This is a genomic window from Halorussus halophilus, from assembly GCF_008831545.1.
GTDB classification, from domain to species: Archaea; Halobacteriota; Halobacteria; order Halobacteriales; family Haladaptataceae; genus Halorussus; species Halorussus halophilus.
Window position 1 is genome coordinate 226,686 of sequence record NZ_CP044524.1, and the last position, 22,534, is coordinate 249,219.

At 64.4% G+C, this 22,534-nt stretch carries 24 protein-coding genes; 15 read left to right on the plus strand and 9 right to left on the minus strand.

The window, feature by feature from the left end:
* Positions 1 to 212: 212 nt before the first annotated feature.
* The 6 genes from F7R90_RS19120 to F7R90_RS19145 all read left to right on the plus strand — a co-directional run bounded on the left by F7R90_RS19120 (position 213) and on the right by F7R90_RS19145 (position 5,101).
* Positions 213 to 992 (plus strand): CbiX/SirB N-terminal domain-containing protein, encoded by a 780-nt coding sequence (locus F7R90_RS19120; RefSeq protein ID WP_158059166.1) that lies wholly within the window; start codon positions 213 to 215, stop codon positions 990 to 992.
* Positions 979 to 2,166, plus strand: coding sequence for a DR2241 family protein (locus tag F7R90_RS19125; RefSeq protein WP_225741363.1), 1,188 nt, complete (start codon positions 979 to 981; stop codon positions 2,164 to 2,166). The genes F7R90_RS19120 and F7R90_RS19125 overlap by 14 nt, the downstream gene beginning before the upstream one ends.
* Positions 2,166 to 2,984 (plus strand): uroporphyrinogen-III C-methyltransferase, encoded by an 819-nt coding sequence (cobA, locus tag F7R90_RS19130; RefSeq protein ID WP_158059167.1) that lies wholly within the window; start codon positions 2,166 to 2,168, stop codon positions 2,982 to 2,984. Before F7R90_RS19125 ends, cobA begins: the two co-directional genes overlap by 1 nt.
* The gene (locus F7R90_RS19135; protein ID WP_158059168.1) at positions 2,981 to 4,108 is read left to right on the plus strand and encodes an anthranilate phosphoribosyltransferase; all 1,128 of its coding nucleotides are present in this window, start codon (positions 2,981 to 2,983) and stop codon (positions 4,106 to 4,108) included. Before cobA ends, F7R90_RS19135 begins: the two co-directional genes overlap by 4 nt.
* Entirely contained in the window at positions 4,105 to 4,443 is a 339-nt protein-coding gene (locus tag F7R90_RS19140) for a ferredoxin (protein ID WP_158059169.1), read from the plus strand. Before F7R90_RS19135 ends, F7R90_RS19140 begins: the two co-directional genes overlap by 4 nt.
* A 94-nt stretch (positions 4,444 to 4,537) precedes the next feature.
* Positions 4,538 to 5,101, plus strand: coding sequence for a HalX domain-containing protein (locus F7R90_RS19145; protein ID WP_158059170.1), 564 nt, complete (start codon positions 4,538 to 4,540; stop codon positions 5,099 to 5,101).
* Positions 5,102 to 5,154: 53 nt separating this feature from the next.
* Here the strand turns inward: F7R90_RS19145 and F7R90_RS19150 are convergent, their stop codons facing one another.
* Genes F7R90_RS19150 through F7R90_RS19165 form a run of 4 tightly spaced genes read right to left on the minus strand, consistent with a single transcriptional unit; the run spans position 5,155 to position 9,945 of the window.
* The gene (locus F7R90_RS19150) at positions 5,155 to 5,805 is read right to left on the minus strand and encodes a pyroglutamyl-peptidase I family protein (RefSeq protein WP_158059171.1); all 651 of its coding nucleotides are present in this window, start codon (positions 5,803 to 5,805) and stop codon (positions 5,155 to 5,157) included.
* 31 nt (positions 5,806 to 5,836) lie between these two features.
* Positions 5,837 to 6,847 (minus strand): sodium:calcium antiporter, encoded by a 1,011-nt coding sequence (locus F7R90_RS19155; protein WP_225741364.1) that lies wholly within the window; start codon positions 6,845 to 6,847, stop codon positions 5,837 to 5,839.
* A 30-nt stretch (positions 6,848 to 6,877) separates the two neighbouring features.
* The gene (locus F7R90_RS19160; protein ID WP_158059172.1) at positions 6,878 to 9,592 is read right to left on the minus strand and encodes a cation-translocating P-type ATPase; all 2,715 of its coding nucleotides are present in this window, start codon (positions 9,590 to 9,592) and stop codon (positions 6,878 to 6,880) included.
* 35 nt (positions 9,593 to 9,627) lie between these two features.
* Positions 9,628 to 9,945 (minus strand): hypothetical protein, encoded by a 318-nt coding sequence (locus F7R90_RS19165; protein WP_158059173.1) that lies wholly within the window; start codon positions 9,943 to 9,945, stop codon positions 9,628 to 9,630.
* Positions 9,946 to 10,129: 184 nt separating this feature from the next.
* On the opposite strand from F7R90_RS19165, the gene F7R90_RS19170 reads away from it, so the two are divergent.
* Positions 10,130 to 10,609, plus strand: a complete 480-nt coding sequence (locus F7R90_RS19170; RefSeq protein WP_158059174.1) for a DUF456 domain-containing protein — start codon at positions 10,130 to 10,132, stop codon at positions 10,607 to 10,609.
* A gap of 11 nt (positions 10,610 to 10,620) precedes the next feature.
* Here F7R90_RS19170 and F7R90_RS19175 read toward each other — a convergent pair whose 3' ends face one another.
* Positions 10,621 to 12,705 (minus strand): prolyl oligopeptidase family serine peptidase, encoded by a 2,085-nt coding sequence (locus F7R90_RS19175; protein WP_158059175.1) that lies wholly within the window; start codon positions 12,703 to 12,705, stop codon positions 10,621 to 10,623.
* Between the two features lie 142 nt (positions 12,706 to 12,847).
* On the opposite strand from F7R90_RS19175, the gene F7R90_RS19180 reads away from it, so the two are divergent.
* The 4 genes from F7R90_RS19180 to F7R90_RS19190 all read left to right on the plus strand — a co-directional run bounded on the left by F7R90_RS19180 (position 12,848) and on the right by F7R90_RS19190 (position 15,021).
* Positions 12,848 to 13,441 carry a DUF192 domain-containing protein gene (locus tag F7R90_RS19180; RefSeq protein WP_158059176.1) on the plus strand — a complete coding sequence of 198 codons (594 nt, stop codon included), beginning with the start codon at positions 12,848 to 12,850 and terminating at the stop codon, positions 13,439 to 13,441.
* Between the two features lie 271 nt (positions 13,442 to 13,712).
* Positions 13,713 to 13,865, plus strand: coding sequence for a hypothetical protein (locus F7R90_RS22390; RefSeq protein ID WP_192498500.1), 153 nt, complete (start codon positions 13,713 to 13,715; stop codon positions 13,863 to 13,865).
* A gap of 37 nt (positions 13,866 to 13,902) precedes the next feature.
* Positions 13,903 to 14,292, plus strand: coding sequence for a hypothetical protein (locus F7R90_RS19185; RefSeq protein ID WP_158059177.1), 390 nt, complete (start codon positions 13,903 to 13,905; stop codon positions 14,290 to 14,292).
* Positions 14,293 to 14,352: 60 nt separating this feature from the next.
* Positions 14,353 to 15,021, plus strand: coding sequence for a hypothetical protein (locus tag F7R90_RS19190; protein WP_158059178.1), 669 nt, complete (start codon positions 14,353 to 14,355; stop codon positions 15,019 to 15,021).
* A 34-nt stretch (positions 15,022 to 15,055) separates the two neighbouring features.
* Here the strand turns inward: F7R90_RS19190 and F7R90_RS19195 are convergent, their stop codons facing one another.
* Both F7R90_RS19195 and F7R90_RS19200 read right to left on the minus strand, forming a co-directional pair.
* A complete protein-coding gene (locus F7R90_RS19195) occupies positions 15,056 to 15,352 on the minus strand; it encodes a PadR family transcriptional regulator (protein WP_158059179.1) in 297 nt (98 codons plus the stop codon).
* 102 nt (positions 15,353 to 15,454) lie between these two features.
* The gene (locus tag F7R90_RS19200) at positions 15,455 to 16,201 is read right to left on the minus strand and encodes a minichromosome maintenance protein MCM (protein WP_158059180.1); all 747 of its coding nucleotides are present in this window, start codon (positions 16,199 to 16,201) and stop codon (positions 15,455 to 15,457) included.
* A gap of 175 nt (positions 16,202 to 16,376) precedes the next feature.
* Between F7R90_RS19200 and F7R90_RS19205 the strand changes: the two genes are divergently transcribed.
* The 4 genes from F7R90_RS19205 to F7R90_RS19220 all read left to right on the plus strand — a co-directional run bounded on the left by F7R90_RS19205 (position 16,377) and on the right by F7R90_RS19220 (position 21,871).
* Positions 16,377 to 19,379: an FAD-binding and (Fe-S)-binding domain-containing protein gene (locus tag F7R90_RS19205; protein WP_158059181.1), complete on the plus strand. Its 3,003-nt coding sequence runs from the start codon at positions 16,377 to 16,379 to the stop codon at positions 19,377 to 19,379.
* Positions 19,380 to 19,475: 96 nt separating this feature from the next.
* Positions 19,476 to 19,751, plus strand: a complete 276-nt coding sequence (locus F7R90_RS19210; protein WP_158059182.1) for a DUF7521 family protein — start codon at positions 19,476 to 19,478, stop codon at positions 19,749 to 19,751.
* 138 nt (positions 19,752 to 19,889) lie between these two features.
* Complete coding sequence (locus F7R90_RS19215; protein ID WP_158059183.1) at positions 19,890 to 20,654, plus strand: HpcH/HpaI aldolase family protein; 765 nt, start codon at positions 19,890 to 19,892, stop codon at positions 20,652 to 20,654.
* Positions 20,651 to 21,871, plus strand: a complete 1,221-nt coding sequence (locus F7R90_RS19220) for a threonine synthase (protein WP_158059184.1) — start codon at positions 20,651 to 20,653, stop codon at positions 21,869 to 21,871. The genes F7R90_RS19215 and F7R90_RS19220 overlap by 4 nt, the downstream gene beginning before the upstream one ends.
* Here F7R90_RS19220 and F7R90_RS19225 read toward each other — a convergent pair.
* Positions 21,861 to 22,211 carry a hypothetical protein gene (locus F7R90_RS19225; protein WP_158059185.1) on the minus strand — a complete coding sequence of 117 codons (351 nt, stop codon included), beginning with the start codon at positions 22,209 to 22,211 and terminating at the stop codon, positions 21,861 to 21,863. The genes F7R90_RS19220 and F7R90_RS19225 overlap by 11 nt on opposite strands.
* Positions 22,212 to 22,261: 50 nt before the next feature.
* Positions 22,262 to 22,507, minus strand: coding sequence for a CDGSH iron-sulfur domain-containing protein (locus F7R90_RS19230; RefSeq protein ID WP_158059186.1), 246 nt, complete (start codon positions 22,505 to 22,507; stop codon positions 22,262 to 22,264).
* Positions 22,508 to 22,534: the final 27 nt, after the last annotated feature.

A 22,534-nucleotide genomic window follows, 5' to 3' on the forward strand; every position in this document is an offset into this window, starting at 1 on the left:
TCTGGCATGTTTTCGGGTTTGACGCGGCGACAAACTCCTACCGACTACAAGTTCTGCTCTGTCTCGCTCCGATTCTCCGGTAAGAACTGCACCGACCCCGAACTGAAGGCAGGAACCACGCCTTTTGACAGAACTAACCCCTTCGCCATCTTCGATTAGGGTAGGATGTATCGTAGACGCTCGACTGCCACGGGTACGGAGGTGACTGCCTGATGGTCGCGCTCGTACTGGCCGGTCATGGTTCCCACCGGAATCCCGAGTCGGCCCAACCGGTGTACGACCACGCCGCCCGACTCCGCGAGCGCGGCGAGTTCGCCGAAGTTCGGGAGACGTTCTGGAAGGAAGAGCCGTCGCTTCGGAACGTCTTGCGCACCGTCGAAAGCGACGAGGTGGTCGTCGTCCCGCTGTTCATGGCGGAGGGCTACTTCACCGAACAGGTGCTCCCGCGCGAACTCCGACTCACCGACGAGTGGGAACTGGACGTGGACAAGACCGTCCACTACGCCGACCCCGTAGGTACCCACGACGCCATGACCGATGTCGTGGTCGAGCGCGCAGCAGGAATTCTCGAAACTGCCCCCGAAGATGCAGGCCTCGCGGTCGTCGGCCACGGAACCGAGCGCAACGAGAACAGCGCGAAGACGACGGAGTACCACGCAACGCGCATCCGCGAGCACGACGAGTTCGCCGAAGTCGAAGCACTGTTCATGGACGAATCGCCCGAAATCGACGACGTGACCGACTACTTCGACGCCACAGACGTGGCCGTCGTCCCGCTCTTCCTCGCCGACGGCTACCACACGCAGGAGGACATTCCGGAGGACGCTGGTCTGACCGACGACTACCGGGACGGTTGGGACGTACCGGCGGCAGTCGAGGGGCATCGAATCTGGTATTCGGGGGCCGTCGGTACCGAACCGTTGCTTGCCGACGTAGCGTTCGAACGCGCCCAAGAAGCACTCGCCGGAGGTGTCCAGATTGCCACCGATTGACGCGCCACAGCCGTTCGCCCACGGGACCGAGTCCTCACCCGCGGACACACTCCTCGACGCTCTCGGCGACTACTCTGACTCCTCGGCATCCATCGACTTCGACGACTTGCTTGTCGAAGTCGAGGACGAGGGGTTCCGGTTCGAGACGCCGGACTGTTCACACAGCGGACTCACACGAAGTCAACTCCACGAACTCGCGACCGACTCCGAGTACGTCAACGACTGGTACTACTGGGAGCAAGCAATCGGCGGCCACGACGCCGACCATCGTGAGTTCCTGCGTTGGCTCGAAGGCGACGACCCGGTTCCCGAGCGGTACGACAGCCTCAGAGATGGAATCGCGAGCGAGTGGGGCCAACTCCAGATTACTGTGACGCTCGGCGAGACGACTCCAGAGGAGTCGCCTCGCCACGACGACGAGTTCGAGACGTCGCAGGCGTCTCGCTCTTCGGAACGACGAGCGACTAATTCCACCGTATCGGGAGCGACCGCCCGACGCTACGAACTCCGCCACGTCGCGGACGCCGACGCCGAGCAGTCTACGCTCGACCACTACCACGACCCCCTCGACGCACGACTACTTGCGAGAGACGATTCTTCGGGTGAGTACCGGCCGCTCAAGAGCGCGCCGACACTGCGGGACGGGTGGGTGTTTCCGACTCTCTCCGTGAAACGAGTCGTTCGCGCCGTCCAAGAGTTCTACCCTGCTTCGATTTCGAACTGGGCGCGCGAACGCCGCGGTGAACTCGACGTGACCCACTTCGAGGCGACGGCCGAGCGCCAGACCGGCATCTACGCGCTGGTCGAAGAACTCGGGCCTGAAGCCGTGGCAAACGCCGTCACGGCGTGCTGTACCGACTCCGAATGTCTGAAACGCCGCGAGTGGGAGTACGGCGAAGACGAGCAGTTGGACGCTCCCGCAGGCGACGGCGAGATTCCCTGCCGCGAACCCTGCTCGCTGTTCGTCGCCACGGCCCGCGAGTTCGCCAAAGTCGAGCGCGAGACCGAGCAGACGTACGAACTGACGCTCACGCCGAGCGAGCGCGAACAACTCGACCGACTGGTCGCCGCCATCGCGGACGACGACCGGCCACGAATCGGCGACGCCACGGACGGCGCGAACCGGTTCCGGGCGCGATACCTCCGCGAGAAGCGATTTGCAGGTGATGACTGATGTACGGAACAGTGTACTTAGTCGGCGCGGGTCCCGGCGACCCGGAGCTACTGACGGTCAAGGCGAATCGGCTCTTGGACGATGCGGACGTGGTGCTCCACGACGCGCTGGCGAGCGACGAAATCGTCGAATCGGCGGACGCTGCCGAGATACGCGACGTGGGCAAACGCTCGGGCGGCGAGCGCACGACCCAAGAGGAAATCAACTGCCTGATGGTCCGCAAAGCCAAGGAGGGCAAAGACGTGATCCGACTGAAGGGCGGCGACCCGACGGTCTTCGGTCGAGGCGGCGAGGAAGCCCAACACCTCGCGGCCGAAGGTATCGACTTCGAGTTCGTCCCCGGCGTCACGAGCGCCATCGCCGGACCGGGCGTCGCTGGCATCCCAGTCACGCACCGAGACCACGCGTCGAGTTTGACGGTCGTCACGGGCCACGAGGACCCGACCAAAGACGAGAGCGCGCTGAACTGGGACGCACTCGCCGCGAACGTTCGAGCGGGCGGTACGCTCGTCGTGTTGATGGGCGTCGGTCGCTTGCCGGACAACGTGGCGGCACTCCGAGCGAGCGGTCTCGCGCCGGACACGCCGGTCGCCATGGTCGAGAAGGCGACCCGCGACGCAGAGTTCTCGGTCACCGGAACGCTCGACTCCATCGTCTCTCGCGCCGACGAAGTCGGCATCGAACCGCCCGCAGTGACGGTCGTCGGCGACGTGGTTTCGGTGCGCGAGCAGGTGGTCGAGTGCTTGCAGGAGACGCCCGCCGCGCAGTTCGCCGCGCCTGCCGACACCGCAGTCTCCGAGAGAGGTGTCGAACGATGACAGGAGAGGACGAGGATGCGAATGCGGGCCAGAGCGAATCGTGGACCGTCCGCCGACTCATGACGGAGGTCGTCGGTTCCGGGCCGAAATCTGCGGAAGACATGAGCCGCGAGCAGGCCCGACAGGCTCTCGAAGCTATCTTCGCTGGCGAACCGGACCACACGACGCTCGGGGGCTTCTTCGTCGCTAATCGCTGGAAGCGCAACACGCCCGAGGAACTGGCGGCCTACGTAGACGTCATGCGCGAGCAGTCGGTGACGACGGCCGAACCGAGTGTGGACCCCGTGGACTGCGGCGCGAACTACGACGGCAAGACGCGCTCGGCGCTACTGGGAGTCGCGGCCGGAGTCGTCGCCGCGGCGGCTGGGACGCCGGTCGTCGCCCACAGCGGCGACTACGTGCCGATGAGCGAGGGCACGGCGTACAAGCACGTCTTGGACGAACTCGGCGTCGAGACTGACCTCGCGCCCGGCGAAAGCGCCGACATGGTAGACGAGACTGGCTTCGGGTTCTACTACCAGCCGAACTTCAACTCCACCGTCTCAGACCTCTACGAGCGTCGGTCCGCACTCGGAGTCAGAACCTTCCTCAACACTGTCGAGACGCTGGCCAATCCTGCCAACGCCGACGTGCATCTGGGAAGCTTCTACCACCTCTCGTTCGCCAAACGAATCGTCGATACCTTCCGGGAGAGCCACGAGAGCGACCTCTCGCGAGTCATCATGTTCCAAGGACTAGAGGGGTACGACGACATTCGGCCGGGCTACACGAAGGTGGCAGAGTGGGAGGCGAAAGCCTCCGGAATGGAGGCGGCGGATGCCGCCGAACGGGATGGCGCGGAACTGGAGGACTACGAAATCCAAACTGCCGAATACGGCATGGACTTCGAGCGCGAAGACCTCGCGGTCGAGAACGTCGCAGGCGACTCGGCGACCATCACCGAAGAGATTCTGGCGGGCGAGCGCGAGGACCACTTCGCCGACGCAGTGGCGCTCAACGCGGCGTTCCGGATGTACGCTCGCGACGACGTGGACGAACTGGTAGACGGCGTCGAGTCGGCTCGTGAAGTCGTCGAAGATGGGAGTGCGGCCGCAGTACTGGACGACCTCCGGGAGTTCCGATGAGCGGGGAGACGAACCACTCGACCGACGAATCAGATAGCTCGACGCCCGCTGTCTCGGAGAAGCCGTACAAAATCGTCTTCGAGGGCGACGGCTGTTTCGGCGCGGGCAAGTGCGCCGAAGTCGCGGCCAACTGGGAGATGGACTTCTCGACCGGCCTCGCATCGCCCGATTCCTACTTCGTCGGCGAAGACGAACTGGCCGAAAATGTTCGCGCCGCAGAAGTCTGCCCTGCGAAGAAAGGTCGGGGGGTCATCCACGTCATCGACCGTCGAACGGGCGAAGAAATCGCACCGAATCCCCAAGACGACGGGACGCCGAGCTTCGGAAGCGGTTAGAAAGTCTATAGATACTTTTTCCAATCTAACCACAAGATATAATAGCTTCTTGTATCATGGTTGAGTCACCAACTGTAGCGACCAGCGACTGACTATGTCCCCCGACCAATCGACAGTTCTCGTCGTGGACGACGAGCAAGACGTTGCCGACTTGTACGCGATGTGGCTAGAGAGCAACTATCGCGTGCGGAGTGCCTACGGAGGCGACGAGGCCTTAGAGACGCTCGATGCCAGCGTAGACGTCGTCCTCCTCGACAGACGAATGCCCGGCCAGTCCGGTGACGAAGTACTCGAAGAGATTCGAGCGCGCGACATCGACTGTCGCGTCGTCATGGTGACGGCCGTCAAACCGGACTTCGACATCGTGGAGATGGGCTTCGACGACTACCTCGTCAAACCGGTGTCGAAAGACGACTTGAACGAGACGGTCGAAGGGATGCTCACCCGCGTCGATTACGGGTCACAACTGCAAGACTACTTCTCGCTCGCCTCGAAGAAGGCCGTCCTCGAATCCGAGAAGGACGGCCCGGAACTCGAAGGGAGCGAGGAGTACGACGAACTCACCGGCCAACTCGAAGAACTAGAGTCGGAAGTGGACAAGACCCGCGAAGAACTCGACGACCACGAGGACTTCGTCGGCGCGTTTCAGGACCTCTGATTCGGCGCGTCGCTCGGTCTCGAACTCCTCCCCTCTCGATTTCTCTCCGTGGTTTAGGACTCCTCGACAGTGACTTCGAGAGCTTTGCGTACTGCCGCCGTCTGTAGCTCCAACGGAAGGCTCGGCGGCAGTTCGCTCCCTGCGGTCGCTTCTCCGTCTCTCGCTTTCGCAGCGGCCTGCTCGGGAGTCAGGGGCAGATGCACGAACCCGATCGGCACGTCCAACCCCTCGCGCTCGACGTACGCTCGCGTCCGGTAGAGGACGTTGTTACAGCAGTGCGTTCCGGCGGTGTTCGAGACGCGCGCCGGGATATCTGCGTCGAGCAGGGCTTCGACCACCGAGACGACCGGCAGCGTGGCGAAGTACGCCGCCGCGTCGCCGTCTCGAATCCGCTCGTTTCGCGGTTCGGCGTCGGCATTGTCGGGTACGCCCGCGCACTCGGCGACGTTGACGCCGACGCGTTCGACGCTGACGCCCGCCCGACCCGCCGCCAGTCCCGTCGCGAGGACGACCTTCGGGTCGTGGCGCTCGATTCGCTCTCGCATCTCCTCGCCCGCGCTGTCGAACTCGACCGGTAGGACCGCACCAATTACTTCGTGGCCAGCGATTTCCTCGCCGTCCAGTTCGCGGGCGACTTCGGCAGTCGGGTTGCGCTCGTGGTCGCCGAACGGTTCGTAGCCGGTGAGAAGCAGTGGCCGGGTCATAGTTGGCCTGCGAACCCCGAACCCTTGGTCCTTACTGACCGCCGAACAGTAGCAACCGACCGCTCACGAAGACGAAGTACGCGACGACCAAACTGGCCGCGTCTCGGCGGCCGAGTCGGCCGTCGGTGACGAACAGCACGTAGCCCAGTACGCCGCCACCGACTACGAGCATGAGCGGCAGGTCCCAGAGGACGACGGGTTGGGGAACGCGATACGACGACACCAACCCGCCGATACCGATTGCGACGAGCGTGTTGACGACGTTGCTCCCGACCAGCGTTCCGAGCGCGAGCGTCGGCGTTCGTCGCCTCACTGCCTCGGCGACGGTCGAGAGTTCCGGCAGGGCCGCTCCGACGCCGAGCGTGACGACGCCGACCATCGACCCGCCGAGGCGTAGCACGGCGACGAGTTCCTCCAGCACGGCCAGCGTAACGTAGGCGCTGACCAGCACCGTCACTAGCCCGAGGAGGCCGACTGCCGCGTCGAGGCGGACGTCGCCGGGCGCTCGCTCGTCTTCCGACTCTGGTTCGACGGCCTCCGGAAGCGTCCGCTCGCGTCGGTCGAAGGTGTAGTAGAGGTACACCACGAAAGCCCCGACCAAGACGCCGCCGTCGAGGTGCGAAATCGTCCCGTCGGCCGCGAGCGCGAGTGTCAGCGCCACCGACAGCACCATCGGGACGTAGCTCGCGCGCAGGAACGACCGCGAGAGCGTCACGGTGCCGAACCCGAGCAAGAACGCCCCGACGAGCAACGTCTGCTGGAACATCGAGGACCCGACGCTCCCGCCCAGCACCGTCGCGGAGGCCACGCCGTAGTCGAGCGTCCCCGAGAGGATGCCCAGCGAGGCGATGAGGTTCGCGGCGATTTCCGGCAGACTCGTCCCGAACGCGACGACGGTCATCCCGACGATGGCCTCGTCCACGTCGTACTGTCGTGCGACTCTGACGAACCGTTCGACCGCGACGGCGGCGCTCTTGACGAGCGCGGCTAGCGCGACCGCGCCGACGAGTATCACGACCACCGTTCGAGGGGAAACGACCACGCCGGAGGTGCGACGAGCGTCCGTGTAAAACTATCTCTGGTCGGATAGAAGGTACAGTAGCAGGTTCGCCGCGACGAACGCGAGGAACGCCGCCCCGAGCCACGTCCACTCGGTCGCGCCGAGCGAAACGACGCCGAAGAACGCTGCCAGCGGCGTGTACAGCACGACCAACTGGAGCAGAAAAGAACTGGCGACCGCGACCACGAGCCACGGATTCGACCCGAGCGAGAGGCCGTAGCGCGCCCGGATGAACTGGATGCGAACCATCTCGATGACGACGAGGAAGGTGAAGAGGAGCGTCCGAGCAGTCGTCGCGTCGGCGTTGTCGAGACCGTAGAAGAACAACGCCAGTCCCGTCGCCGCGATGAGTCCCCCGACAGTGCCGACCGAGACCAGCACTCGCCGGTCGATGACGTGGTCACCGTCGTCGCGCGGCGGTCGGTCCATCACGCCTGCGCTCGCCGGGTCGGCACCGAGTGCCAGCGCGGGCAACCCGTCGGTGACGAGGTTGACCCAGAGCAACATGACTGGTGTGAGAACGACTGCTGTCGCCGTGGCACCGTCGGCGGCCGTCGCCCCGCCTCCTGCCGTCGCGCCACCGAATGCCGCAACGAGGAGCGCGCCGACGAACACGACCAGCACTTCCCCGGCGTTGGCCGACAGCAGATACGTGACGAACTTCCGGACGTTGTCGAAGACGCCCCGGCCCGCCTCGATGGCGTCCCGAATCGTGGTGAAGTTGTCGTCGCGCAACACCATGTCGGCGGCCGCTCTCGCCACGTCGGTCCCCCGCCTGCCCATCGCGACGCCCACGTCGGCGCGTTTCAGCGCAGGTGCGTCGTTGACGCCGTCGCCGGTCATGGCGACTGTGTGGTCGCTGTCCTGCAACGCGCGAAGAATTTCGACCTTGTGGGTCGGCGAGACGCGCGCGAAAATTTCGGTCTCGGCGACCAACTGTTCGAGTTCCGAATCGCTCGCCGACTCGACAGTCGCGCCGGTCGTCGCGCCCTCTGGGTCGAACCCCAACTCCTCGCCGACGGCCTTCGCCGTCTCCAGATTGTCGCCGGTCGCCATCACGGTTCGAATCCCGGCGCGCCGACAGTCCGCGACGGCGTCGGCGACTTCGGGGCGCGGCGGGTCCATCAGACCTTGGAGACCGAGAAACGTCAAGCCGCGCTCCAGTTCGTCGTCCGAAGACGACGCCTCGACGCCGTCCCGCCGAGCAAATCCGAGTACCCGCAGCGCGTCGCTGGCAAACTCGTCGTTGATAGCGAGTATCTCCCGTCGGCGCTCGTCGGTGAGTTCGACCACTCTGCCGTCCACCAACTCGCGCTCACAGCGCTCCAACACCACCTCTGGGGCGCCTTTCACGTAGGCTGTGCCCGCTTTCGTCTCCCCCTCTTCCGCTTCCGAACCACCCACGACGACGGTCATGCGCTTTCGCTCCGCGGAGAACGGAACCTCTCTCAGTCGCCGTTCGTTTCGGTCGCTGCTCGAATCGACTCCCGCTCCCGCTGCCGCCGCGAGCAGTGCGACTTCCGTCGGGTCGCCCCGGAATCCGTCGCCGTCGCCGTCGCGTTCGGCGTCGTTGCAAATTGCGCCCGCTCGGAGCAGTTCGTGGAGCGGTTCACTCTCCGTCTCTATTTCCCCGCCGTCGCTCTGCGCGTCTAACTCGTACCGTTCGCCCGAGGCGTACGCTCTCCGAACTGTCATCCGACTCTCCGTGAGCGTCCCCGTCTTGTCCGTGACGATGGTATCGACGGCACCCAAACTCTCGACGACTGGCAGACGCCTGACGAGCGCGTCCTTCCGGAGCAGTGCCCGCGACCCTAAAGCCAAGGTCAGCGTTACGACTGCTGGCAAGCCCTCAGGAACCGCCGCGACTGCGAGGGTCACCGCGACCAACAGCACCGTCAGTGGCGAGGTATCCGTCACCGTTATTTGAACGAGTGCAAGCACGGCGACGACGGCGAGCGTCGCCGTTCCGATTCGGGTGCCGAGCGCGTCTACCTCCTTCTGGAACGGCGACGGTGGCTCTTCGGTGGTTCCCAACTGCGTCGCAATCTGACCGACTTCGGTGTCCATGCCGGTCGCAACCGCGACGGCCACGCCCCGGCCCTGTACCGCGTGGGTGTTCATGAACACCGAGTTTGGCCGCTCTGCGAGTGGCGCGTCGGCAGGCAATTGTTCGCTCGGTGCCGCCGCTTTCCGGACGCTCGCGCTCTCCCCGGTCAGCGACGACTCGTCTGTCGCAAGACTGTGGGCTTCCAAGAGTCTCGCGTCGGCGGGCACCACGTCGCCCTGTTCGAGGACGAACACATCGCCCGGAACGACTTCTCGGGAGTCGATGGTGCGCTTCTCGCCGTCTCGCAACACCGTCGCTTCCGGTGTCGAGAGCGCCCGGAGTGCTTCGATGGACTGCTCGGTTCGGTAGTCTTGCACGAAGCCGAAGAGGCCGTTTCCGAGCAGAATGAGCAGGATGAGCAGGGCGTCTGTGTACTCGGGCGAACCGCCGGGCAAGAAGCCAACCGCGACGGAGAGCAAGGCGGCGAACACGAGCAGGTAGGTCAACCCGTTTCGGAACTGCGAGAGGAGCAACGAGAGCGCGCTCGTCTGTCGTCCTCGGACGAGTTCGTTCGGCCCGTTCGCTTCGAGGCGTGCCGCTGCCTCGGCCGTCGTGAGTCCCGACTCGTCGATGTCGAGTTCGTCCAAGACTACGTCCAGCGGTTCGGCGTGCCACTCCATCGGCGATTCAGCTGACGGTCCCAACGCTCGAAAAGCTATGGCGTGATGGAGGGAACGTGGGACTCCCCGCAGTCTCCACGGGTGCGATGGTCGCCACTCGTTCGACTCCCGGTACGAGTGACCGAGCCGTCGCGGGTTCCCCGCCGACCACGAGCGACTTCGGTCGTATTGCCACCGCGACGAGTCGGTTCGCCGTACCGCAACTGTTCGACGAGCTGCGGGTCTGGCGCTGTGGCGTCGTGCTGTGGGTCACCGTAGCGGATTCGGCTGGTGTCTCCCCGAAAGTGGCCGGTGCCTCCCTCAACTGGTTCGTGTTGTGGTGGCCCGTACAGCGTCTCCGGTGAGTGTGCCATCTTCGACCCTCCAGTTACGACTACTCCCTCTCGACACTTAGGGCGACAGCATGATTCTCGAAGCGCGAGAATGGCTGGAAGCAGCTCCGTAACTGTTGTCTTCGAAATCGAATCAGTCCCCGAACTCAGGTTCGAACGCGTAACCGGTCGAAATCGCTAACCACGAGGGGGCACAAGAGCCTCCATGGAACTCGTCTTGCTCGTCGCCATCGCGCTTCTGCTCGTAGGCGTCGTCGGCAGCGTCGTGCCGCTCGTTCCCGGCGCGGCCCTATCGCTCGCTGGCATCTACCTCTACTGGTGGTCCAGTGGCTACACGACGCCCGGACTACTCGTTCTCGTCGCGTTCACCGTCGTGGGCGTAGCCGCGATACTGGCCGACCACTTCGGCGGCGCGCTCGCCGCGAGAGCAGGCGGAGCGTCACTCGCAACGACGCTCCTCGCGTCTGTGGTCGGCATCGCGCTGTTGTTCGTCACCGGCCCAATTGGCCTGCTCGTCGGCGTCGCGGGCGTCGTCTTCGCCACCGAGTTCTACCGCACGCGAGACGCCGAGAAAGGCCTTCGTGCAGGCGCGTACGCCGCCGTCGGCGTTCTCGGCTCTGCGGTCGTCCAGTTCGTCGTCACGCTCTCGCTGCTCGTCGGCTTCCTCTTCGCCGTCTTCGTCTGAGCTTCCGCTAATTAGTTTCCCATCCCCAACTGGTCGTAGAGGAACGTCCACCGTTCGACCTGCTCTTCGACTGTCTCCGAAGCAGACGCGCCCCCGCCGTGACCCGCGTCGGTACTGGTTCGCAGGAGGAACGGGCCGCCGTCGGCCTCCGATTGCAGTCGAGCGGCCATCTTGCGGGCGTGGGCCGGATGGACGCGCGTGTCTTCTGCTCCGGTTTCGAAGAGAACTGGCGGGTACTCGACGCCCGCCTCGACGTTGTGGTACGGCGAGTACTCGCGGATGTACTCGAAGGCGTCCGACTCCTCGGGATTTCCGTACTCGGTAGTCCACGACCCGCCGAGCAGGAACTGGTGGAACCGGAGCATGTCGAGTAGCGGCACCGAACATCGCGCGGCGGCCCAGAGGTCGGGTCGTTGGGTGACTACAGCACCGACCGACAGGCCGCCGTTCGAGCGACCGGCGACCGCCAACTGCTCGGGGTTCGTGTACCCCGCGTCGCAGAGGTGTTCGCCCGCCGCGACGAAGTCGTCGAAGGTGTGCTGTTTGTTCGCCAGCATTCCGTCTTCGTGCCACTCCTCGCCGTACTCGTGGCCGCCGCGCGCACAGACCTGCGCGTAGACGCCACCGTCCGCGAGGAAAGGGAGTCGAAAGCGGTCGAAGCTCGGAGTCTGACTGCTTCTGAACCCGCCGTAGCCGTAGAGAACTGTGGGATTGTCGCCGTCTAACTCGACAGCTTCGCGGTGGCAGACGAAGAGCGGCACTTCGACGCCGCCGGACGATTCCACGAACGCCTGTCGGACGACCAGCGTCTCGGCCCCCTCGACTTCGGCAACGACGCTCACGCGCTGTAGTTCCTGTCGGTCGCCAGTCGCGGGGTCCGCCCGCACGACACTCGGGGGTTGGTCGAACGACTCGACGCGGTAGAAGATTTCCTCGCTGTCGTCGTCGCTTCGGAGTTGCGACACCGACGCGTAGTCTGGAAGCGAAAGTTCGCGCACGTGGTCGCCGTCGTGGTCGAAGACAAGTAGCCGCGAGTGTGCGTCTTCCTGATAGTGCGCGACGAGGTGGTTTGGCGTCACGGCGAACGACTGGAGAATCGCCTCACGCTCGGGCAGCACCGTCCGGCACTCCGACAGTTCGAGGTCGCCCGCCCGAAACCGCTCCAGCGAGCAGGCGAGAATTCGCTTTCTCGGAGCGTCGTGGTCGGTCTGGACGTAGACCCTCCCGTCGTGGAACACCGCGAACGTCTCGGCGTCGCTGTCTGCGACGACGGGTCGCAGTTCACCGTCCACCCGAACCTGCCAGTCAGTGCCGGACACGTCGTGGAAGCCGACCGCGAGCGTCCCCGACTCGGGGTCGGTCCTGACCATCGGCCAGACTTGCTCGTCGTCGTGTTCGAGCAGGGTCGCTTCGCTTCCGTCGAATCGCCAGTGGCGAAGTTCTTTCTCTGCTTGCTTGCCGTCGGCTGGGTCGCCGGTCGCGACGTAGTAGAGTCCGTCGCCGTCACCGTCCCACGCGACCATCCCCGGACTCACGGCGTCGAACCCGACGAAGCCGAGAAACACCCGCCCGCAGTCTTCTCGCACTGCGACTTCCTCGCCGTCGGGGGCGTTCACGACGTGTATATCGACCTGTTCGTCGCCGCCTTCTGTGACGCCGTAGGCGACGCGTTCGCCGTCGGGAGCCGGGAGAAACCAACTCAGCGAGCGCGTCGGCGCAGTTTCGTTACAGTTGGCCGACCACTCGTTCGGGTCGAGGAGGACTGTGCCATCGCCGTCGGGCGTCTCCCGGACGAACAGTCTGCCGTGGTCGGCTGCTGGCTCTCTCACCGTCTGGAAGTGGCGTCCACCTGCCACTTTCACGGCTCCGTACTCGCCGACTTCGGCGAGTTCCTGCATTCTGGGCCGGAGCGTCTCCTGCGTCGGAGTGTCGAGATGGGCGTCCACGTACTCGTTCTGTGCGGCGGTCCACGCTGTGACCTGCTCGTCGTCGCCCTCCAGCCAGCGGTACGGGTCGGAAATCTCCGTTCCGTGGCGGGTTTCGGCGACTTCCTCACGACGTGTCATCGGCGGGCTACGACTCTCTTCGGGGGCCATCGGTACGACCGTTCGCACAACGTGTCAAAAAAGCCCACGGTGGGTCGTCGTTTCCGGTGGCCGTCTGCACGGCGTGTCGTCGCCGTCGCTACCGATTTCCACGGGGCGGTTTTTTGGTCGTCGGCACCGTAGTCAGGTTGCAATGAACTCGCACGCCGCCCTCGCGCTGGCCGCGCTGGTGCTACTGAGTGGGTGTGTCGGGGGATTCTCTCTCGACGGTGGGGCTTCCCAGTCCGAAACGACCGCTCTGGACGGGACGACCGCGATGGACTCGGACTCGGATTCGACGACCACCGCTTCGTCGCAGTCGCAGACGGGCAACGCCAGTGGCAACGTCTCGGCCGTCTTCCTCGCCGGAGAGAACGTCTCCGTCTCGCTCGAAGTCGCCAACTCGCCAGACGAGCGCCGGACGGGCTTGATGCACCGTCGCTCGCTCGCCGAGAAGCACGGGATGGTCTTCGTCTACGAGGACGCCGCGCCGCGGACGTTCTGGATGAAGAACACCTACGTGGCTCTCGACATGATATTCGTCGCCGCCAACGGCACCGTCGTGAACGTCGAGCACGCGACGCCGCAACCGAACGCCTCCGAGTCGGAACTGGCGCGCTACCACAGCGAGGGAGACGCCAAGTACGTCGTGGAACTGCCGCGAGGCTTCGCCAACCGAACTGGCGTCGAGGCTGGAACGCGCCTCGTGTTCAACGGTACCTCACCGACTACGGAAGCGAACTCGTAGCTGAAACGGCGTTCTGGCGACGAATCGCCACCTGCCGGAGTGCCAATCACAAAGCATTTATACGGCGGGTGTGACCCCTAATCCACCTCGGGTAGGGGTACGCGAGGTATATTTTTTCGAGACAAACGGCGAGCAGTGCGTCTGTATGCCTGTTCGAAGACTCCGTTCCGAGCAGTCTCGCCGATTCGCGCCGGTCGTCCAGTCGCTAGCTTCCGGTTCTGCCAAGTGCGAAAGCAAAACGACTATACGTGGGTAGTCTCCTTCTCGCCGTATGTCGATTATCGAATCGCGGTCTCCCGCTGACTCCGACACTACGTCTGGCGTAAGCTCCCTGTTCGTTCGCACGCTGCTACTCGTCGGTTCCGGGATGCGCGGGTTGTACACGCTCGCAGTTCTCGCGCTCGTCGTTCTACTCTTCTTCTGACCGGAGGTTCTTAACGGATGCCGCCGTACCCGTCGGTGTGACCGACGAGTCGCCCACCTTCGACATCCCCCGTCGCCCCGAGCGCGTCTACCCCCGAGAGGGCGGCGTCGAGTACGTGGGCGGGACTATCTTTCACCTCTCGCCCGACCCGGAGTCGTCCAACGAGGAGTTGGCGACGCTAGTCGAAACCGTCTTGGACGGCGACCAGTACACCTTCGGCGACTGGTTCGACCTCCCCGCGCCCGTCTACCTCGTCCACGACGAGCGCCACCGAAGCGCGTTTCGTGTCGTCGTGCGATACGAGACCGTCGAGTTTCACGTCCTCCCCGAGACGGATTCCGTGGCCCTCCGACGACTGTATCGGCGGCTGCGAGAGACGAGCGACCATTCGTGGGCTGTCGAGTGTGAGACGACGACCGCAGAGTAAGTAGCACAGTTCTGTTTACCCACGGTAGCTTTTTGACCCGTCCGTGAAACTCCCAAGGTAATGACCGAAACGAGTACGGAGCGGCTCCAACTGCGGACGGCCGACGCAGAGACGGCGATGTTGGAGGCCGCCGACGAGAACGGTATCAAGGAAGCGCGACTCACCTATCCGAGTGGTTGGCTCTGGCTCGCGCGCGACGACGAGACTCGCGCGCTCGTCGAGGCACTCGCCGACGCCGAGGCTGGCACCCGATACGGCACCGACGATTTGGCGGCACTCGTGGACCTCGACCCCGACACCGTCGAATCGCGCGTCGAGACCCTGCTCTCGCTCGGCTTGCTCGTCGCCGACGAAGGCACCTATCGCGTCAACGAGTACAGCGGCGTCCGCCACGCTGTCGGCGAACTGACCGCGGTCGTCGAAGCGACCGGCGCACCCGACGGCGAGTCCCCGTTCGAACACCTCACTCGACTCGAATCCGTTCGCCTGCTGCTAGACGCACTGCTCTCTGCGGAACCCGGTCGGTCGTTCACGCAAGAAGAGCTACACGACTTGACTGGCGTCACTCGGAAAGCCGTCTGGGCGCACGTCGAGAAACTGGTCGCGCTCTCGGTACTGGAAGAGTCGGGCGACGAGTACGTATTGAACTCCGAAAGCCCGGTCTATCGCTGGACGCAGTCGCTGGACGCTGCGGTCGTCGGCGCGGTGCTCACCGCGTCGCATCCGTAGGCTTCGCTCGCCGTCGGTAGGCGTCGTTCGCTACTCAGGCAGTGACCTGTTCGGACTCCGAGTCGAGGTACTGTCCCTCCCACTCCCGTCGGGCTTCTATCTCGCGGGTGCCGCGTCTGGTCAGCGTGTAGTAGTTGGTACGTCGGTCGCGCTGACCCTTCTCGACGAACCCCTTGTCCACCAAGGTGTCGAGATTCGGGTACAGTCGGCCGTGGTGAATCTCTTTTTCGTAGTACGATTCGAGTTCGTCTTTGATGGCGAGGCCGTGCGGTTCGTCGAGCCCCGCGATGACGTACAGCAGGTCGCGTTGGAAACCGGTCAAGTCGTACATCCTTACCCCTAGTATGTCAAAGTCATCGAACAGACAAAAACATGATGGCCGTTCACACGCCTCCTATATATCAGTTGCCCACAGTGAGGAAACCACCAGAAGTTACTGATTCGTGGCGGTTAAGTTCTCCATACTCACCGATTCGACCCAGAAGTCGGCGACCGTCGATTCCGCCGCGCGGTTCGCCCGCGGAATGCCCGCGAGTCGGACGGTTTCCCCGACGGAGACGCTTCCCGCTAAGTCGTGTTCGAGGAGGACGGGCACCGCGTCGGTGTCCGATTGCATCTGCTCGTCACTGTCGCGCAACTCGACCAGTTGAGCGTCCACGTAGTCGCTGTCTTCGGGCGCGAACGAGAGGTAGCCGACCGAACTACAGCGCGGACACTTCGCGTGGTCTCGGAACGTCCGGCCGGGTTGGGCGTCTCTTCGGGTGACGCGCTCGCACTTCGCACACCGGAACGCTGCGGTCACGACTTTCGGCCGAACCGGTTCCGTCGCGACGACGGCCCCGCTGAACGTGTGCAGTTCGTTCAGGTGGTCCGCTCGCAGTTCCTCGAACGAGACTTCGCTCTGGGCAGGCAGGTCCGAGATTCGGAGGTAGACCGAGTCGAGTTCGTCGCTCGACTGCGACGTGAACCGACGCAGAGCGGCGCGTCCCGCTTGCAGGACCGCGTCTGGGTTCGTGAGAAGGGGCCGGACGAACTGGTAGTCGTGTCCGAACCGGTTGCAACTGACCGACAGCGCACGCTCGTCGGGAAACTGTTCGACGAACCGACTGACGCTGTCGGACTGCTCGCGGTACACGTACTCGTACCACTTTTCCGCTAGGTCGCCGTTGCGGACGGACATGGCCGGTCTATCTCTGTCGAAGGTCTTTGTTACGTGCCTCCTTGCTGAGTTTGTGTCGGTTTAGTTTTCCCCTGTAAATCGACACATTGACTGCGAACTCGACGTGGTGTCGAGTCCGACAGATTCGGTCCGCGCCGCGCCAAAAGGTAAGTTACTGTGGGTGTCATTCTGTATCATGTCTTCCCCTCCCGCCGACACTCCAACCGAGTCCTCCACCGGGAACGCTGACCGACCGCAGCGGGCCGACGTTTCGGCCGGTCTCGAATCGGCGCTTCGTTCGGCCTGCGACGGCGATGTCCGCTTCGACGAGTACACGCGAGTCCTCTACGCGACGGACGGGAGCATCTATCAGGCGACGCCAGCGGGCGTCGTCTTCCCCAGGGACGCAGACGACGTACAGGCCGCGCTCGAAGTCGCGGCCGAACACGACGCCGACATTCTGCCGCGCGGCGCAGGGTCGTCGCTCGCCGGGCAGACCGTCGGTGAGGACTGCGTCGTCCTCGACTGCTCGCGTCACATGGACGCGGTTCTCGACACCGACCCCGAGGCGAAGCGCGTGACAGTCCAACCGGGCGTCGTGCAGGACCACCTCGACGCACACCTCGCCCAGTGGGACCTCAAGTTCGCACCCGACCCTGCCTCTTCGAATCGCGCGACGATAGGCGGCGGCATCGGCAACAACTCGACTGGGGCCCACTCGGTTCGCTACGGTATCACCGACGCCTACGTCGAAGAGTGCGATGCGATTCTGGCCGACGGCACGCGAATTCACGCCCGGGAGATAGAACTCGACGGGCCGGAATGGGAGGAAATCGTCTCGAAGGACGACCGAGAGGCCGACCTGTATCGCACTGTCCGAGCACTGGTTGAGGACAACGCCGACGAAATCGAAGCGCGGTATCCGAAACTCAAGCGGTCGGTGAGCGGCTACAATCTTCACGAAGTTGTTTACAGTGGCGAAAACGAGAGCGTGGACGGGAACGGTAGCGCAACCGCAAACGAAGACGATGCCGAATACGTCAATCTCGCCAAACTGTTCGTCGGCGCGGAGGGAACCCTCGGCGTCGTCGTCTCGGCGACGCTCTCGCTCGTGTCGCTTCCCGAGCAAACCGCAGTCGCGCTGTACTGCTTTTCGGACCTCGTGGACGCGATGGAGGCGGTCCCCGAGGCGCTCGAATTCGACCCGAGTGCGGTGGAGTTGATGGACGAGGAGGTGTTTCGCCTCGCCCGAGAGTCGTCGGAGTACGCGAAATACGCCGGGCCGATTCCCGAGTCGGCGACGGCCGCGCTCATGTTGGAGTTCGACTCGGAGTTACACGGCGACCTCGAAGCGGCAGTCGCCCAGACCTACAGACACTTCGTCCACGACGGCGTGGCCTTCGACAGTATCGAAGCGTACCACGAGGACTCACAGGCCGACCTCTGGAAGCTTCGGAAAGCCGCGATTCCGCTCCTGATGAGCATGGACGGTGACCCGAAGCCGTACCCGTTCATCGAAGACGCGACGGTGCCGCCCGACGAACTGGCCGAGTACGTACAGGGCTTCGAAGGGATTTTGGAAGCCCACGACACCTCCGCTGCGTACTTCGCCCACGCCGGAAGCGGTACGCTCCACGTCCGGCCGATTCTAAACCTAAAAGAGGGAGAGGGCGTCGAGAAGATGCAGTCCATCGCCGAGGACGTGACTTCGCTCGTGCTGGACCACCACGGCTCGTTTTCGGGCGAACACGGCGACGGACTAGCGCGCACGCAGTTCAATCCGAAGATGTACGGGCCACAACTCTGGGCGGCGTTCAAGCAACTCAAGACGACGTTCGACCCCGACTGGCGCATGAACCCCGGCAAGGTAGTCTTCCGGGACGACGACCCGACCGACATGCGCGAGAACCTGCGCTACGGCCCCGACTACGCCTCGCTCGAACCGGCGACGGTGCAGGATTTCTCAGAAGAGGGTAGTTTCTCGCACCTCGTCGAATTATGCAACGGCTGTGGCACCTGCCGCCAGACGGACTCGGACGTGATGTGTCCCTCCTATCGCGCGACGAAGGAGGAGGTGGCGACGACTCGCGGCCGGGCGAATCTCCTGCGAGCGGCTATCAGCGGCGAACTCCCGCCGGAAGAACTGTACACCGAGCGCTTCCAAGAGGAGGTTCTGGACCTCTGTCTGGGCTGTAAGGGCTGTCAGAGCGACTGCCCGACCGGCGTCGATTTGGCGAAGCTCAAAGCCGAGGTCAAACACCAGTACCACGAGCGAGCGGGCGCGAGCGTTCGGTCGCGGCTCTTCGCGGAGTTCGACCGCCTCGCCAAAGTCGGGAGTACGCTGGCACCCGTCTCGAATCGCCTCCTGAACTTGCCGGGGTCGTCCTTTGTCGCCCAGAAACTCGGCATCTCGCCCGAACGCGACCTCCCGACGTTCGCCAGTCGGTCGTTCGAGTCGTGGTTCGATGCGCGCGGAGGGCCACAAATCCCTCGCGAGGAAGCCGCCGCCGAAGTCCTTCTGGTCCCCGACAGCTTCACCAACTACGTCTCTCCGGAGGTCGGCCACGCCGCCGTCGCTGTGTTGGAAGCCGCGCAGGTCCACGTTCGCGTGCCCGACGCCGAGCCGTCGGGCCGTCCGGCGTACTCCGAAGGCTTCCTCGACGACGCCCGCGAGCGCGCCGAGGCGAACGTCGCGCAGTTCGCGCCTCACGTGAGAGATGGGTGGTCGGTCGTCTACCTCGAACCCTCGGACGCTGCGATGGTACAGGACGAGTACCGTGACCTCTGTCCTGGCGAGGAGGCGAACGTGCTAGCCGCGAACGCCTACGGCGTCTGTGAGTATCTGAACGCAACGGGGGCCGACGACCGAATCGAGTTCGAGCCGACCGACGAACGAGTTGCCTACCACGGCCACTGCAACCAGAAGGCGTTGGGCACCGCTGGCCACGCCACCGCGGTACTCGACCGGGCAGGCTACGACGTGGCGGCGCTCGACTCGGGGTGTTGTGGGATGGCCGGAAGCTTCGGCTACCACGACGAACACTACGACCTCTCCCAAGACATCGCCGACATCCTCCGGGAGCAGATTTCGGAAGCTGACGCCGACAGCGTGGTCGCTCCGGGTGGCTCCTGTCGCTCACAACTGTCCGAGCAGTCACCGACTCATCCCATCGAGAAACTCGCCGCGCTGGTTCGTTGACGGAATCGACCGCCCTCGTCGCGTGAGCCTCCCGAGACCAGTTTGCTTTCGCACACATTTATATAAATACGCTCCGAGGTACCACACGAATCGCCGATGCAACCGATGGAAGCCGCCTACGTCGTCCTCAGTATCGCGCTCGTAGTCGTCGGTCTGGCCCTCGTCGGACTGGCGATGCGCGCATACCAGCAGACCGAACGCCGGTCGATGCTGTTGCTGACGGTCGGGTTCTCTTTCGTCGTCGCGGCGGCCGTCGCAACGACCTTCAGCGCGTTCCTCACCGACTTCTCCCAGAGTCGCCTGCTGTTGACTGTCAACTACGCGGTGACGACCCTCGGATACGTCTTCATCGTCCTCAGCGTCCGCACCTAGCGTCTTCGGCGTACGGTCACCGCTCGGTAGGGCGTCCGTCCTCCATTACTTGTAGCGCACGGCAGCGTACGCTCGCCAACCCAACTCTCCCGGCTTCCCGCGGTAATCTACTTCCCATCGGACGCCCTCGGTCTATCCATGACTACTCTCAAGCGCCGACTCGACGACGGCGACTCGGTCGTCGGCCAGTGGCTCGCAATCGGCCATCCGACGGTCGCGGAACGCTGTGCGCCACACGCCGACTTCGTGGTCGTAGACACCGAACACACGCCGACGACTCTGGAGTCTGTCACCAACGTCGTCCGCGCTGCCGAAGCGACGGCTGGAGAGACAGCATCGCTCGCTCGCGTCGCGGACAACGACCCGGTGCGAATCAAGCGGGTACTGGACACCGGCGTTTCCGGTGTTTTAGTACCGATGGTCGAGAGCGCCGAACAAGCACGTGAAGCGGTCGAAGCAGTCCGCTACCCGCCGGATGGCGTCCGAGGCATAGCCGGGTCGCGAGCTAACGAGTACGGAGACGCCATCGACGCCGCAGTCGAGTCTGCCGGGACCGAACTCACGACTATCGTCCAAATCGAAACCGAGCGCGCAGTCGATACCGCCGCCGAAATCGCCGCCGTGGAGGGCGTCGATGCACTCCTCGTCGGCCCGGCCGACCTCTCCGGAAACCTCGGTGTGTTCGGCGAGCACGAGTCCGAGGTGTTCACGCAAGCCATCGAGTCGGTGCTGGCCGGAGCGAGTGACGCCGGGACCCCGGTGGGCACGCTGGCGACCGACGACGCGGAAATCCAGTTGTGGGCCGACTACGGCTTCGACTTCCAAATCGTCGGCACTGACATCGGCTACCTCGGGGCGGGGGCTGAGCAGGCCAAAGAAACGTACGAGGACGTGATGCGATGACGACGCTCGTCTGCTACGCCTGCGGTGCGACGGCCCCGCTCGGGGAGCGAAAGCGCTGTTCGTGTGGCGAACCGCTCTGGGTCGAGACCGACGCGAGCGACTTCTCGTGGCCAGATGGCCCCCTTCGAGGGGTTTGGCGCTACTCGGACCTCCTCCCTGTCTCCGCAACCTCCGGGGTCGCCGCGGCCGCGGGTGGAACGCCGCTCGTCAGAACGCCCGCGTTGGACGAGTTCGTCGGGTGTCGCCTCTACTGCAAGGACGAGAGCGAGAATCCGACGGGCACGTTCAAAGACCGCGGCAGCGCGGTCGGCGTCGCGTGGGCCGAAGCGAACGACCGCGAGTGGGTCGGCACGGTCTCGCACGGAAACATGGCCATCAGTACCGCGGCCCACGCCGCAGGCGCTGGCCTGAACGCCCTCGTGCTGGTGCCGGAGGACGTTCCTGCTCCGCGACTCGCCGCCATCGGGCAGTACGACCCCGAAATTCTGCGGGTGTCGGGCGACTACGGCCGTCTCTACTACGAGACGCTTGCCACGGAGTCGCCCGTCGAGTTCGTCAACTCCGACACGCCGCTCCGCGTCGCTGGCCAGAAGACCACGGCGCTGGAGATTTGCGAAGCGTTCACGCGCGGGGCGAGAGAGGCTCGTTCCGAGTTGCTCGGAGAGCAACTCGCGCCGGACGCTATCGTCCTCCCGACGAGCAGTGGCGGCCACGCTAGCGCCGCGTGGAAGGCACTGCGCGAACTCCGGGAGGCCGGTCTGCTCGACGCCGAGTCTGTCCCGCGACTGTATCTCGTGCAGGCCGCGGCCTGCGACCCCATCGCCACCGCGTTCCGCGAGGGAGCAGACGAAGTGAGTCCTGTGGAGGGTGGGGAGACAATCGCCTACTCCATCGCCAACGCCGACCCGCCGAGCGGCACCCGCGCGCTCGCGGCGGTCCGCGACACAGACGGTGCTGTCGTCTCTGTGCCGGACGACGACATCCGACTCGCCAAGCGACGACTCGCCACCGAAGCGGGCTTCTGCGTCGAAGCCGCCTCTGCGACCGCGTTCGCCGGAATTCGGCGACTCACCGACGCAGGAGAACTCGCCGCAGACGACTCGGTGGTCGCAGTGGTGACTGGCACTGGCTTCCGCGAACTCGACGCCGATAGCACAGCGACCGAACTGGTCGAACTGGCCGACCTGTCGGAGCGACTGGACGCGGTTACGGAGTGACTTCGGGGTCGGTTCGTGGTCGTCGGAGGTCCCGAACGCGCTCGGTAAGCCACCCGACGGCCAGCGCGAACAGATAGTAGGTGAGGACGTTCCCCGTCTCCCAGAGGAGGTGACCGTCGCCGAGCAGATAGACGAGATTTTCGAGACCCCACACACTGTCGTACAACAGCATCGTCACGAGGTACGACGGCAGGAACAGGAGTCGAAGCACGGGCGAGGCGTAGATGCTGATTACCACCGGAATCAGTGACGAGAGCGTGAGAAACGCGAAGACCCCGACCGTCACGCGCGAGCGCATCGCTCGCGGGAGACGCTGGACTGACTCTTGGAGGGACGACATGTTTAGGAGTTGGCCCTCTTTCGATAAAAACTCTCGTGCGATTCAGACGGCTACTCGTCGGCGTAGACGATCTCCTCGATTTCGCGGCGTCTGGCGTCGGTGTCGCTGTTGCCGTCCTCATACTTGTACAACTTCTCCGACTCCTCGTCCTCCGTCGCGCGATGGGACCCGTCGCAGAACGGACGCTCGTCCGAGAGTCCGCAGAGACAGATGGCGACGTCGCCGTACTCGTCGTCGATGTCGCTCTCGTCCAACCTGACTGGTCCCGTCTCGGTGTGCGTGACTTCGCGCGCCATGTCGGTGCTTTGGGTGGGCGATGCCTA